The organism is Hydrogenophaga sp. YM1, from assembly GCF_016903055.1.
GTDB lineage: Bacteria > Pseudomonadota > Gammaproteobacteria > Burkholderiales > Burkholderiaceae_C > Hydrogenophaga > Hydrogenophaga borbori.
In genome coordinates this window covers 528194-540000 of record NZ_CP070223.1, presented here as the reverse complement: position 1 = coordinate 540000, position 11807 = coordinate 528194, and the positions used below count along the sequence as shown (strand labels likewise).

Sequence of the window (11807 nt, the reverse complement as noted above, 5' to 3'; positions counted from 1 at the left end):
GTGAAGCTGGAGCTCGACGCTGGCGCCGCCAGCGGCAAGCTGGTGGCCGAATTGCTGGAGGTGAGCAAGGGGTTCGACCAACCCGGCGGCCCGCGCAAGACCGTGGTGCGCGACTTCTCCACCACGATCCTGCGCGGCGACAAGGTGGGCGTGATCGGCCCCAATGGCGCGGGCAAGACCACCTTGCTCAAGCTCATCCTGGGCGAGCTGGCGCCCGATGCGGGCAGCGTGCGCCAGGGCAGCCGCCTCACCGTGGCCTATTTCGACCAGATGCGCGAGCAGCTCAACCTGGACGCGACGCTGGAGGACTTCATCAGCCCCGGCAGCGAGTGGATCGAGATCAACGGCAAGCGCACGCACGTGAAGAGCTACCTGGGCGACTTCCTGTTCTCGCCTGCGCGCGCGCATTCGCCGGTGCGCACGCTGTCGGGCGGCGAGCGCAACCGCCTGCTGCTGGCGCGACTGTTCGCGCGCCCAGCCAACGTGCTGGTGCTGGACGAGCCCACCAACGACTTGGACATCGACACCCTGGAACTGCTGGAGGACCTGTTGCAGCAGTACGAGGGCACGGTGTTTCTGGTGAGCCACGACCGCCGCTTCCTCGACAACGTGGTGACCAGCACCCTGGTGGCCGAAGGCGCGGGCCGCTGGCGCGAGTACGTGGGCGACGTGCAAGACTGGCTGACCCAGTCCGCGCGCGCCGCCCCGCCAGCGCCCGCCGTCGCCACGGCCAAACCCGCGCCCGCGGCGGCCCCGGCGGCCGACGCCCCCCGCCGCAAGCTCAGCTACAAGGAACAGCGCGAGCTGGAGTCGCTGCCTTCGCAGATCGCTGCGCTCGAGGCTGAGCAAGCCGCGCTGTCGGCCGAGCTCGGCGATGGCAGCCTGTACGGCACCAACCCCGCGCGCGCAGCCGAGGTGGCGCAGCGCCTGGTGGCCGTGGAAGAAGAGTGGATGGCCGCGCTGGAGCGCCAGGAGGCGCTGGGCGCGCGCTGACGCCAGCGGCGCAGGCGCCGCACCCGCGCCTTACGCGCCCGCCCTGGCCGAGGCCACGCGGCGCGAGAACGTGCGCCAGAACGCCGCGTCCTGCGTGGTGGCGAAGTTGATGCGCATGAGCGTGCTGGGCGTGCGCGCGGCGTGGAACAGGGCGCCGGGCGCGATCAGGTAGCCATCGTCCAGCAGGCGCTGGGCCAGCGCGTCGGTGTCAACCCCGGTGTCGACCCAGCCGAACAGGCCCGACGGCTCGGCCGCGAAGCGGCAGCCCGCGCCCAGTGCCAATTTCACGCTGCGCGTGCGGGCGGCGTCCAGGCGGGTGCGCACGCGCTCGGCGTGACGGCGCAGCTGCCCTTGCTCGATGCAGTAGGCCAGGGCCTTCTCCAGCAGAGCCGGCGTGGTCAGCGTGCTCAACAGCTTGGTGTCGAGCAGGGGCTCGACCAGGCCGGGCGGCGCGGCCAGGAAGCCGATGCGCCAGTTCGGCGCCAGAATCTTCGCGAAGCCGCTGACGTAGATGGTGCGCTGCAGGCCGTCGAGCGCGCTCAGGCGCGTGGCGTGCTCGGGCGCCAGGTGGCTGTAGGTGTCGTCCTCGGCGATGTGGAAATTCAGGCGCTGCGCGAGCTGCAGCAGTCGGTGCGCCGCGCCAGGCGACAGGCTGTAGCCGGTGGGGTTGTGCAGCACGCTCACGCTGACGAACAGCTTGGGCCGGTGCGCCTCGGCCAGGCGCTCCATCACCGCCAGGTCGGGCCCGTCGGGGCCGCGCGGCACGGTGAGCACGCGCATGCCCAGCGCCGCCAGGCGCGCGAACTCCACCGCCCAGCCCGGCTCCTCCACCATCACCGGGTCGCCGGGTCGCAGCAGCGTGCGGCTGACGATGTCGAGCGCGTGCGTCGCGCCCACCGTGGTGACGACTTGCACCGGGTCGACGTGCACGTTGATGCCGGCGAGCTTTTGCGCCAGCACGCGGCGCAGGCCCTCGTCGCCACGCGGCTCGCCGTAGCTCAGCGAGGTTTCGTTGAGCGCGCGCACCGAGGCCACACGGCGCACGGCGGCCGGCATGAAAGTCGACTCCAGCCAGTCGGGCGGGAACACCCCCATGCCGGGCTGCGGCTTGTCGCTCACCTGGTGGAACATGCCGCGGATGAGGGCCGTCGCGTTGATGGGGCTCTGCGCCGGCGGCAGCGGCGCAGCGCTGCGCGACTCGGCGCGCGGCGTGAGCGGCTCGCGCACGAAGAAGCCGCGCTGGCGCTGCGCCTGTACCAGGCCCTGGGCGAGCAGGAGGTCGTAGGCCGCCACCACGGTGGACGGGCTGACACCGTGCAGGCGGGCGCAGGCCCGCACCGAGGGCAGGCGCGCGCCCGGCGCGAGCAGCCGCTGGCGGATGCGATCGGCGTAGCGCTCGGCCAGTTGCTCCGTGAGCGACTGGTTCGCGGTCTTCAGCAACATGGGGTGGCCTTGTGTGTATTGCCCGTCAGGCCCATACAGTGTGCGAACTGAACGGGCAAACTGTATTGGCTCTGTATTGATGGCAAAGGGTACATTGATCGTTCGCCGAGCGCCAGCCCTTCCCTTCCGCCCGACCGACCCGCCCCATGTCCGCGACCGAACTGACCGCCCTGCTGATCTTCTGCACCGCGATGAGCTTTTCGCCGGGGCCCAACACCACGCTGTCCACCGCCTTGGCGGCCAACTTCGGCCTGCGGCGCGCCCTGCGCTTCTGCCTGGCCGTGCCCACGGGCTGGATCCTGCTCATGCTGGCCAGCGGCCTGGGCATGGGCGCGCTGATCACCGGCGTGCCGGCGCTGCGCTGGGCCGTGAAGGGGGTGGGCGTGGCCTACATGCTCTGGCTGGCCTGGATGCTGGCGCGCACGGCGCGCCTGTCGCAGGCCGACCCGGCCCGCCTGCAGGTGGGCTTCTGGCAAGGCGTGGGGCTGCAGTTCATCAACATCAAGGCCTGGATGCTCGCGCTCACGCTCAGCGCGGGCTGGGTGATCAGCAGCGCGGGCGCGCCCGCGCCCAACCCAGGCGAGCGGCTGCTCATCGTCTGCGGGGTGATGCTGTTCTTCGCCTTCACCAGCAACTTTCTCTACGCCCTGATCGGCTCGCTGCTGCGCGACTGGCTCGCGCAGGGCGAGCGCCTGTTGTGGTTCAACCGCGTGCTGGCCGGCGTGCTCGTGGCCACCGCCTTGTGGATGCTCACCGTATGAGCCGCGACGAAAGACGCGGCTGGCTGCTGGGCCTGCTCGGCGTGGCGGTCTTCGGCCTGACGCTGCCGATGACGCGCCTGGCCACGGGCAGCCTGGACGCGCCGCAGCTCTCGCCCTGGTTCGTCACCTGGGCGCGCGCGGCCATCGCCGGCGGGCTGTCGCTGGCCTGGCTGTGGGTCACGCGCGCGCCCATGCCCCGCCCCGAGCACCGCCGCCCGCTGGCCCTGGCGGTGCTGGGCAACGTGATCGGTTTTCCCTTGTTGCTGGGCTGGGCGCTGCGCCACGTGACGGCCAGCCACGCCGCCGTGTTCACCGCCCTGCTGCCATTGGCCACCGCGGCCATGGCGGCCTGGTTGATGCACCAGCGCGCGCGCCTGGGTTTCTGGCTGTTCGCCGGCCTGGGCAGCGCGCTGGTGGTGGCCTACAGCCTGCTGCGCGCGCACCAGGCGGGGCACGGCTTCGGCCTGGGCTGGGCCGACACGCTGCTGGTCGGCGCCGTGCTGGCCGCGGCGCTGGGCTACGTGGGTGGCACGCAGGTCACGCCCGCCCTGGGCGCCGAGCGCGTCATCAGCTGGGTCTGTGCGATCGCGCTGCCGATCACCCTGCCGGCCGCGCTGCTCACCTGGCCCGAGCGCGGCGTGAACCTCAGCGCCTGGCTCGGCCTGGCCTACGTGGCGGTGTTCTCCATGTGGGCCGGCTTCTTCGCCTGGTTCCGCGGGCTCTCGCTGGGTGGGCCGCTGCGCGTGAGCCAGTTGCAATTGCTGCAGCCCTTCATCAGCATCGCCGCTGCGGTGCCCCTGCTGGGCGAGCGCCTGGACGCGCTCACCCTGGTTTTCGCGCTGGCCGTGGTGGCCAGCGTGTTCGCCGGCCGGCGCTTCGGCGCCGCGCCGCCCGTCCCCTCCCCGTCCCTCCACAAGGCCCCCACATGAGCTCCGCCACCCCCTGGACCCTGGCCCGCCGCGCCGAACGCATGAACCCCTCGGTGATCCGCGAGATCCTCAAGGTCACCGAGAAGCCCGGGATCATCAGCTTCGCCGGCGGCCTGCCCTCGCCGCAGACCTTCCCCGTGAGCGCCTTCGCCGAGGCCTGCGCCGAGGTGCTGCGCAACGACGGCCGCGCGGCGCTGCAGTACGCGTCCAGCGAGGGGCACGCGCAACTGCGCGAATGGGTGGCGCGCCAGCTGCCCTGGGCCGTGGACCCGGCGCAGGTGCTCATCACCACGGGCAGCCAGCAGGGCCTGGACCTGGTGGCCAAGGTGCTGATCGACACCGGCAGCCGCGTGCTGGTGGAAACGCCCACCTACCTGGGTGCGCTGCAGGCCTTCACGCCCATGGAGCCGCAGTTCGTGGGTGTGGCCAGCGACGCCGAAGGCCTCGACGTCGACGACCTGCGCCGCCAGGCGAGCGGCGCGCGCTTCCTCTACGCGCTGCCCAACTTCCAGAACCCCACGGGCCGCAGCATGAGCGAAGCGCGCCGCGCCGCGCTGGTGCGCGCCGCCGCCGAGACCGGCCTGCCCATCGTGGAAGACAACCCCTATGGCGACCTGTGGTTCGACGCCCCGCCGCCCGCGCCCCTGACGGCGCGGAACCCCGAGGGCGGCCTCTACCTCGGCTCCTTTTCCAAGATCCTGGCGCCGGGCCTGCGCCTGGGCTACATCGTCGCGCCCACGGCCGTCTACCCCAAGCTGCTGCAGGCCAAGCAGGCGGCCGACCTGCACAGCCCCAGCTTCAACCAGCGCCTGGTGAGCGCGGTGCTCAAGGAGGGCTTCCTCGAACGCCACGTGCCCACCATCCGCGCGCTCTACGCCTCGCAGTGCCGCGCCATGCTGGCCGCGCTAGAGCGCGAAATGGCCGGTCTGGGCGTGCAATGGAACACCCCCGACGGCGGCATGTTCCTGTGGGTGCGCCTGCCCGAGGGCATGGACGCCACCGCGCTGCTGCCGCAGGCGGTGGCGCGCGGCGTGGCCTTCGTGCCCGGCGCGCCCTTCTTCACCGACGCGCCCGACATCCGCTCGCTGCGCCTGTCCTTCGTCACCGCCACGGTCGAGCAGATCGATCGCGGCATCGCCGCGCTGGCGCAGGCGGTGCGCGAACACCTGCCCCGCCGGGCCGCCGCGACCGCATGAGCGCCGCACGGCCGCCCGAAGGCGCTCGCACCGGCGGGCGCAGCACGGAGGTTCCCCCGGCGAGCGCCGCTCAGGGACTGCACCTCTGGGGCCGCCTGAGCTCCATCAACGTGCGCAAGGTGGTGCTGTGCGCGCAGTGGCTCGGCCTGGATCTGCCGCGCACCGACGCCGGCCTGAGCCACGGCGTGGTGGACACGCCGGCCTACCGCGCCCTGAACCCCAATGGCCTGGTGCCGCTGCTGCGCGACGGCGACTTCACCCTCTGGGAAAGCAACGCCATCCTGCGCTACCTGTGCGAGCGCCAGGGCCGCGGCATGCCCGCCGACCTGCGCACCCGCGCCGACACCAACCGCTGGCTCGACTGGCAGCAGACCACGCTCAACCGCGCGGGCAGCCCGGCGTTCACGCAATGGATCCGCACCCCGGCCGAGCGGCGCGACCTGGCCGCCATCGAGGCTTCGGTGCGCGCCGCCGAGCCGCTGTTCGAGCGGCTCGACGGCCACCTCGCGCAGCGCCCCTGGATGGCCGGCGACGAGCTCACCGCGGCCGACTTCCCCATCGCCTGCGAAATCCACCGCTGGTTCGGCCTGCCGCAGCCGCGGCCGGCCTGGCCGCACCTCGAGCGCTGGTACGCCGGCTGGCTGGCCATGCCCTGCAGCCGCGGCGTGCTGGACCTTCCCCTGGCCTGAGCCCATGAACACCCGCCCCTTCCAGCAAGTCGACGTCTTCACCGCCACCCCCTGCCTGGGCAACCCGCTCGCCGTGGTGCTCGACGGCGAGGGCCTGAGCACAGAACAGATGCAGACCTTCACCGACTGGACCAACCTGTCGGAATGCACCTTCGTGCTGCCGCCCACGCAGGCCGGCGCCGACTACCGCGTGCGCATCTTCTGCCCGGGGCGCGAGCTGCCCTTCGCCGGCCACCCGACCCTGGGCACGGCGCACGCCTGGCTCAGCGCGGGCGGGCGGCCCCGGGGCGATGACATCGTGCAGGAATGCGGCGTGGGCCTGGTGCGCATCCGCCGCGACGGCGCGCGCCTGGCCTTCGCGGCCCCGCCGCGGCGCCGCGAGGGCCCGCTGGACGAGGCCGACGTGGCGCTGATCGCGCGTGGCCTGGGCATCGCGCGCGAGGACGTGCTGGCGCACAGCTGGTGCGACAACGGCCCGGGCTGGCGCGCCGTCCTGCTACGCAGCGCCGAGCAGGTGCTGGCGGTGAGGCCCGACGCCGCCGTGCTCGGCGGCCTCGACATCGGTGTGGTCGGGCCGCGCGGCAAGGTGGGCGTGGTGGGGCAACGCCCATCCGACCCCGAGCTGGCGTTCGAGGTGCGGGCCTTCTTCCCCGGCAACAACGGCATCGCCGAAGACCCGGTGACCGGCAGCCTGAACGCCGCGCTGGCGCAGTGGCTGATCGGCGCTGGCCTGGCGCCCGAGCGCTACGTGGCCAGCCAGGGCACCGCGCTGCGCCGCGCCGGGCGCGTGCACATTCAGCGCGCCGCCGACGGCACCATCTGGGTCGGCGGCGAATCGGTCAGCTGCGTGCAGGGCACGGTGCTGCTGTGAACGCCACGTTCGACCACCTCGTGGTCGCGGCCACCACGCTGGCCGAGGGCGTGGACTGGTGCGAAAGCGCCCTGGGCCGCACGCCCGCGCCGGGCGGCGCGCACGCGCTGTTCGGCACCCACAACCGCCTGCTGCGGCTCGACGGCGCCGAGCGCGCCTACCTCGAGCTGCTGGCCATCAACCCGGCGGCCACGCCCACGCGCGCAGCACCCCTGCGGCGCTGGTTCGACCTGGACGACTCCGCGCTGCGCGAGCGCCTGCGCGCCCACGGCCCACAGCCCATCCACTGGGTCGCGCGCGTCGACGACATCGAAGCCGCGCGCGCCGCCTGGCTGGCGCAGGGCATCGACCCCGGCCCGGTGCTCACCGCCTCGCGCGAAACGCCGCGCGGCCTGCTGCAATGGCGCATCACCGTGCGCGACGACGGCGCGCGCGGCTTCGACGGCCTGTTGCCCACCCTGATCCAGTGGGGCGGCATCCACCCGGTTGCCACCCTGCCCGCCAGCGGCCTGCAATTGCGCGGGCTGCAACTGGCCCATCCGCGTGCGGCGGCACTGAACACGGCCCTGGACGCCATCGGCATGCGCCTTCGCGTGCGCGAGGGCGAGGCCCTGATCAGCGCCCACCTGCACGACGGCCAGCAGGACCTGGACCTGCTGGCCAAGCCCTAAACCTCCGTCCATGAGCATCGTCCTACCTACCCTTGCCTGCATCGAAAAAGCCGCCACCACGGTCTACCGCTCCTTCGCCGCCACGCCGCAGTACCGCTGGGCCACGCTGAGCGCGCGCCTGGGCACCGCCTGCTGGATCAAGCACGAGAACCACACCCCCGTGGGCGCCTTCAAAATCCGCGGCGGCCTCACCTACTTCGAGCACCTCGCGCGGCGCGGCGCGCTGCCGCGCGAGGTCATCTCCGCCACGCGCGGCAACCACGGCCAGAGCGTGGCCTGGGCCGCGCGCGCGCACGGCGTGGCCTGCACCATCGTCGTGCCGCACGGCAACTCGGTCGAGAAGAACGCCGCCATGCGCAGCCTGGGCGCCACGCTGATCGAGCACGGCGACGAGTTCCAGGCCGCGCGCGAGCACGCCGGCGCGCTGGCGGCCGAGCGCGGCGCGCACATGGTGCCGAGCTTCCACGCCGACCTGCTGAGCGGCGTGGCGACCGCCTGGTGGGAGTTCCTGCGCGCCGTGCCCGAACTCGACGTCGCCTACGTGCCCATCGGCCTGGGCTCGGGCGCGTGCTCGGCCATCGCCGCCAAGCGCGCGCTGGGCCACCGCGTGCGCATCGTGGGCGTGGTGAGCAGCGGCGCCACCACCTACGCCGACTCGCTGGCCGCGGGCCGCGTGGTGCCGGCGCCGGTGAGCACGGTGCTGGCCGACGGCATGGCCTGCCGCGTGGCCGAGGCCGACGCGCTGCCCCTGCTGGCCGACGGCCTGGACCACGTGGTGCGGGTGAGCGACGAGGCCGTGGCCGAGGCCATGCGCGCGCTGTTCGCCGACACGCACAACGTGGCCGAGGGCGCCGGCGCCGCGGCCTTCGCGGCGGCCTGGCAGGAGCGCGAGCACCTGCGCGGCCAGGCGGTGGGCGCCGTGCTCAGCGGCGGCAACGTGGACAGCGAGGCCTTCGCCCGCGTGCTCAGTCGCTCGACTTGACCAGCCGCGCCACGATCTCGCAGAACTGCTCGACGGCGTCGGTCTTGAAGACCACCTCGCGCACACCGGCGGCGCGCGCCTCGGCCTGCAGCTCGTCGGTGATGTAGCCCGAGGCCACGGCCACCGTCAGCCGTGGCTCGATGCTCAGCGCCTCGCGCGCGACCTCCAGGCCCGACATGCCGGGCATGTTGTAGTCGGTGAGCAGCAGGGCGAACTCGCCGGGCTTGTCGCGCAGGGCGGCCAGGGCGTCGGCCTGCACCGACAGGGCCGTCACGCGGTAGCCGCGCCGCACCAGCAGGCGTCGCACCAGGAAGACGAGCGTGTCGTCGTCGTCGAGGTAGAGGATGTGGGGGGCGGCCTCCGGCGAGGCCGGGGCGTCGGGTCGGGGCTGGGGATTTTCCACGGCGGGCATTGTGACGGGTTTGTCTTCGGCTGTCGCTTCGTCGGCGGGCAAGGGTGGCAGCCACAGCGTGATGGTGGTGCCCTTCTGGGGCGTGCTGCACACCTCGATGTGGCCACCGTGCGCCTCCACGAGGCCCAGCACCACGGACAGGCCCAGGCCGGTGCCCTGGCCCACGGGCTTGGTGGTGAAGAAGGGCTCGAACATGCGGCGCTGCACCCGCTCGTCCATGCCGCAGCCGTCGTCGATCACGCGCAGCCGCAGCACGGGCAGGCCCGCCGCCCGGCAGGCCTGGGCCAGCGCGGGGGGCAGCTGCGCCTGCGACACCGGCACGCTGTCCAGCGCGACCTCGATGCGTCCGCCGGCCGCGGGCAGGGCGTGCAGCGCGTTGGTGCCCAGGTTCACCAGCACCTGCTGCAGCTGGGTGGCGTCGCCCGAGACCTCGGGCAGCGGCGGCACGATGGTCTGCACCAGCTGCACCTGCGAGGGCAGCGCCGCGCGCAGCAGCGCGCAGGACTCCACCACCACCGCGGCCAGCGGCACGCGCGCGCGCGCCAGCGGCTGCTGGCGGCTGAAGGTCAGGATCTGGCGCACCAGCTCGCGTCCGCGCCGCGCGGCGGTGCTGATCTCGCCCAGGCTTTCGTGCGCCGGCGCCTGGGCCGGCAAGTCCTCGCGCGCGAGGTCGGCGTTGCCCAGGATCGCGGTCAGGATGTTGTTGAAGTCGTGCGCCACGCCCCCGGCCAGCGTGCCCAGGGCCTGCATCTTCTGCGACTGCGACAGTCGCGCCTCCAGCGCCTTCTGCTCCGACTGCGCGTCCTTCATGGCGGTGATGTCGATGAAGGTCAGCACCACGCGGCGCAGGCCACCCTGCGAATCGTTTTCGGGATAGCCGCTGCACAGCGCCCAGCGCAGGCGCGCGCCGCCATCGATCGGCAGGCCTACCACCACGTCGCGCACCGGCTGGCCGGTGATGAGCACGCGCTCGAAGGGCCGGTCGTGGCGGCGCAGCGGCTGGCCGTTCTCGTCCAGCATGAGCCAGCTCTCGTAGCTCGGCTCGGGCACCACGCCGTCCGCGCCCACCGCGCTCCAGGTGAGGAAGCGCCGCGCCGCGGTGTTCATGCGCCACAGCGTGTGGTCGGGGTGAAAGACCATCACGCCGGCGTCCAGGTTGTCCACCAGGCGCTGCAGGTCGGCCTCGCGCTGGCGCTGCACGGCGCGCGCGGCCTGGGCCTCGTCGCGCAGGCGCAGCATCAACAGGCACTGGAAGGCCAGCACGCACAGCAGGTAGGCGATCAGGAAGCAGAAGGTGAGCAGCGCCACCGCGGGCAGGAAAGGCCAGCGCAGCACCACCGCGATCAGCGCATAGCCCAGCAGCAGGGCCACCTGCAGCCACAGCACGCTTTCCAGGGCGCGGAACTCCGTCGGCGCCGGCCAGGGACGGTGGGCGCGCGCGTCGCCGATCATGAGCAGCAGCAGGGCGACGTTGGTGCCCAGCCACAGCAACTGGCGCGCGGGCAGGCTGTCGATGACCTCGATGAAGAACACGTTCACCGGCCATTGCACGAGCAGCAGCAGCAACACGCCGGTCATCACGCGGCGCACCGACAGGCCCAGGTAGGCCCGGAAGCCCACCCACAGCAGCGCGAAGGTGAGCGAGAACAGCAGGTTGCTCAGCGGCATGCCCACCCAGCCGGGCAGCAGCGGGCGCACCATCATGGCCGCCGCGGCGCAGGTGTGCGTGAGGCAGGCCAGCGCCCACCAGCCCAGGCCGCCCACGTGGCGCAGGCGCCGGTGCTGGGCCCAGAAGGCCAGACCGATGACAACGTCGATGCCTGTCCACACCGCCAGCAGCGTGGGCAGGTGAAACCACATGAGTTCGGGGATACCGGTGGCCATCGAAAGAGGGGGAACGCGGACCGGGCGCCGGCGACGCCTTTGGGAAGAATGACCGATTGCAGCACGCGCTCCCGCGCACGGCGCCCGGATAAGCGGCACGAAAACGGTGCAAACCGCTCCCCCAGCGCGGGCGGCCCGGCGAATGGTGCGCTTTCGCACAGGTGACAGCCAGGGCCGGGTTCAGTCGCTGCCGGGACAAAAGCCGCCGCGGCCCGCGACCCAGAATCGCGCCATGGGAACGCTTTACCTCGTGCGACACGGCCAGGCCTCGTTCGGCGCCGCCGACTACGACCAGCTCAGCGAGCTGGGCCGGCGCCAGTCGCTGCGCCTGGGCCGTTACTGGGCCGAGCGCGGGCTGGGCTTCGACGCCGTGATCACCGGTTCGCTGCGGCGCCACCAGCAGACCTGGGCCGGCATCGCCGAAGGCGCCGGGCTCGCGCTGCAGCCGCTGGTGATGGCGGGCCTGAACGAGTACGACGCCGATGCGGTGATCCGCTGCGTGCACCCGCAGCCGCTGGCCAAGCCCGACACGCCCGAGCAGTACCGCCAGCATTTCCGCCTGCTGCGCGACGGCCTGACGCAGTGGATGGCGGGCACCGTGAGCCCGCAGGGCATGCCCAGCTACGACGGCTTCGCGCGCGGCGTGGCCGAGGCGCTGGCGCACGTGCGCGGCACGCACCATGGGAAGAACGTGCTGATCGTGTCCAGCGGGGGGCCCATCGCCACCGCCGTGGGCCAGGTGCTGGGGCTGAGCCCGGAGGCGAGCATCGAGCTGAACCTGCGCATCCGCAACAGCGCCGTGACCGAGTTCCAGTTCACGCCCAAGCGGCACAGCCTGCTGACCTACAACACGCTGCCGCACCTGGACGGGCCGGACCACAAGGACTGGGTCACGTACGCCTGAGCGTTCTGTCGGCTCTCTGCCTGTTTCACGCGTCTGTTTCGCTCGTCTGTTTCGCTCGCCGGCTTCGCGCTG

General features: G+C 72.7%; 11 protein-coding genes (1 of these 11 cut by a window edge). 9 read left to right on the top strand and 2 right to left on the bottom strand.

Annotated features, from left to right (window positions below; all coding sequences use genetic code 11):
* Positions 1–993, top strand: partial view of an ATP-binding cassette domain-containing protein gene (locus JNX00_RS02655; RefSeq protein WP_070400451.1) — the 3' portion only. Its footprint begins 882 nt before the window's first position; 993 of the gene's 1875 nt are visible here — the last part of the coding sequence; its start codon lies beyond the left edge, outside the window; the stop codon is at positions 991–993.
* Positions 994–1023: 30 nt separating this feature from the next.
* Here the strand turns inward: JNX00_RS02655 and JNX00_RS02650 are convergent, their stop codons facing one another.
* The gene (locus JNX00_RS02650; RefSeq protein WP_204744005.1) at positions 1024–2436 is read right to left on the bottom strand and encodes a PLP-dependent aminotransferase family protein; all 1413 of its coding nucleotides are present in this window, start codon (positions 2434–2436) and stop codon (positions 1024–1026) included.
* A gap of 146 nt (positions 2437–2582) precedes the next feature.
* Here JNX00_RS02650 and JNX00_RS02645 point away from each other — a divergent pair, with 146 nt between their 5' ends.
* The 7 genes from JNX00_RS02645 to JNX00_RS02615 are packed head-to-tail and all read left to right on the top strand — an operon-like array spanning position 2583 to position 8535.
* Positions 2583–3197 (top strand): LysE family translocator, encoded by a 615-nt coding sequence (locus JNX00_RS02645; protein WP_070400453.1) that lies wholly within the window; start codon positions 2583–2585, stop codon positions 3195–3197.
* Positions 3194–4126: a DMT family transporter gene (locus JNX00_RS02640; protein ID WP_204744004.1), complete on the top strand. Its 933-nt coding sequence runs from the start codon at positions 3194–3196 to the stop codon at positions 4124–4126. The genes JNX00_RS02645 and JNX00_RS02640 overlap by 4 nt, the downstream gene beginning before the upstream one ends.
* Positions 4123–5322 (top strand): PLP-dependent aminotransferase family protein, encoded by a 1200-nt coding sequence (locus JNX00_RS02635; protein WP_070400455.1) that lies wholly within the window; start codon positions 4123–4125, stop codon positions 5320–5322. Before JNX00_RS02640 ends, JNX00_RS02635 begins: the two co-directional genes overlap by 4 nt.
* Positions 5319–6011, top strand: coding sequence for a glutathione S-transferase (locus tag JNX00_RS02630; RefSeq protein WP_204744003.1), 693 nt, complete (start codon positions 5319–5321; stop codon positions 6009–6011). The genes JNX00_RS02635 and JNX00_RS02630 overlap by 4 nt, the downstream gene beginning before the upstream one ends.
* Before the next feature lie 4 nt (positions 6012–6015).
* Positions 6016–6882 (top strand): PhzF family phenazine biosynthesis protein, encoded by an 867-nt coding sequence (locus JNX00_RS02625; protein WP_070400456.1) that lies wholly within the window; start codon positions 6016–6018, stop codon positions 6880–6882.
* Positions 6879–7553: a VOC family protein gene (locus JNX00_RS02620; protein ID WP_204744002.1), complete on the top strand. Its 675-nt coding sequence runs from the start codon at positions 6879–6881 to the stop codon at positions 7551–7553. Before JNX00_RS02625 ends, JNX00_RS02620 begins: the two co-directional genes overlap by 4 nt.
* Positions 7554–7563: 10 nt before the next feature.
* Positions 7564–8535: a threonine dehydratase gene (locus JNX00_RS02615; protein ID WP_204744001.1), complete on the top strand. Its 972-nt coding sequence runs from the start codon at positions 7564–7566 to the stop codon at positions 8533–8535.
* Here JNX00_RS02615 and JNX00_RS02610 read toward each other — a convergent pair.
* Complete coding sequence (locus tag JNX00_RS02610) at positions 8519–10831, bottom strand: ATP-binding protein (RefSeq protein WP_204744000.1); 2313 nt, start codon at positions 10829–10831, stop codon at positions 8519–8521. The genes JNX00_RS02615 and JNX00_RS02610 overlap by 17 nt on opposite strands.
* 232 nt (positions 10832–11063) lie before the next feature.
* Here JNX00_RS02610 and JNX00_RS02605 point away from each other — a divergent pair, with 232 nt between their 5' ends.
* The gene (locus JNX00_RS02605) at positions 11064–11735 is read left to right on the top strand and encodes a histidine phosphatase family protein (RefSeq protein ID WP_070400460.1); all 672 of its coding nucleotides are present in this window, start codon (positions 11064–11066) and stop codon (positions 11733–11735) included.
* Positions 11736–11807 lie beyond the last annotated feature (72 nt).

What these genes read in the sequence shown, in the direction of transcription:
- JNX00_RS02615 (WP_204744001.1), top strand. Translation starts at nt 7,564, where the DNA reads ATGAGCATCGTCCTACCTACCCTTGCCTGCATCGAAAAAGCCGCCACC.
- JNX00_RS02645 (WP_070400453.1), top strand. Translation starts at nt 2,583, where the DNA reads ATGTCCGCGACCGAACTGACCGCCCTGCTGATCTTCTGCACCGCGATG.
- JNX00_RS02610 (WP_204744000.1), bottom strand. Translation starts at nt 10,831, where the DNA reads ATGGCCACCGGTATCCCCGAACTCATGTGGTTTCACCTGCCCACGCTG.
- JNX00_RS02635 (WP_070400455.1), top strand. Translation starts at nt 4,123, where the DNA reads ATGAGCTCCGCCACCCCCTGGACCCTGGCCCGCCGCGCCGAACGCATG.
- JNX00_RS02630 (WP_204744003.1), top strand. Translation starts at nt 5,319, where the DNA reads ATGAGCGCCGCACGGCCGCCCGAAGGCGCTCGCACCGGCGGGCGCAGC.
- JNX00_RS02625 (WP_070400456.1), top strand. Translation starts at nt 6,016, where the DNA reads ATGAACACCCGCCCCTTCCAGCAAGTCGACGTCTTCACCGCCACCCCC.
- JNX00_RS02640 (WP_204744004.1), top strand. Translation starts at nt 3,194, where the DNA reads ATGAGCCGCGACGAAAGACGCGGCTGGCTGCTGGGCCTGCTCGGCGTG.
- JNX00_RS02605 (WP_070400460.1), top strand. Translation starts at nt 11,064, where the DNA reads ATGGGAACGCTTTACCTCGTGCGACACGGCCAGGCCTCGTTCGGCGCC.
- JNX00_RS02650 (WP_204744005.1), bottom strand. Translation starts at nt 2,436, where the DNA reads ATGTTGCTGAAGACCGCGAACCAGTCGCTCACGGAGCAACTGGCCGAG.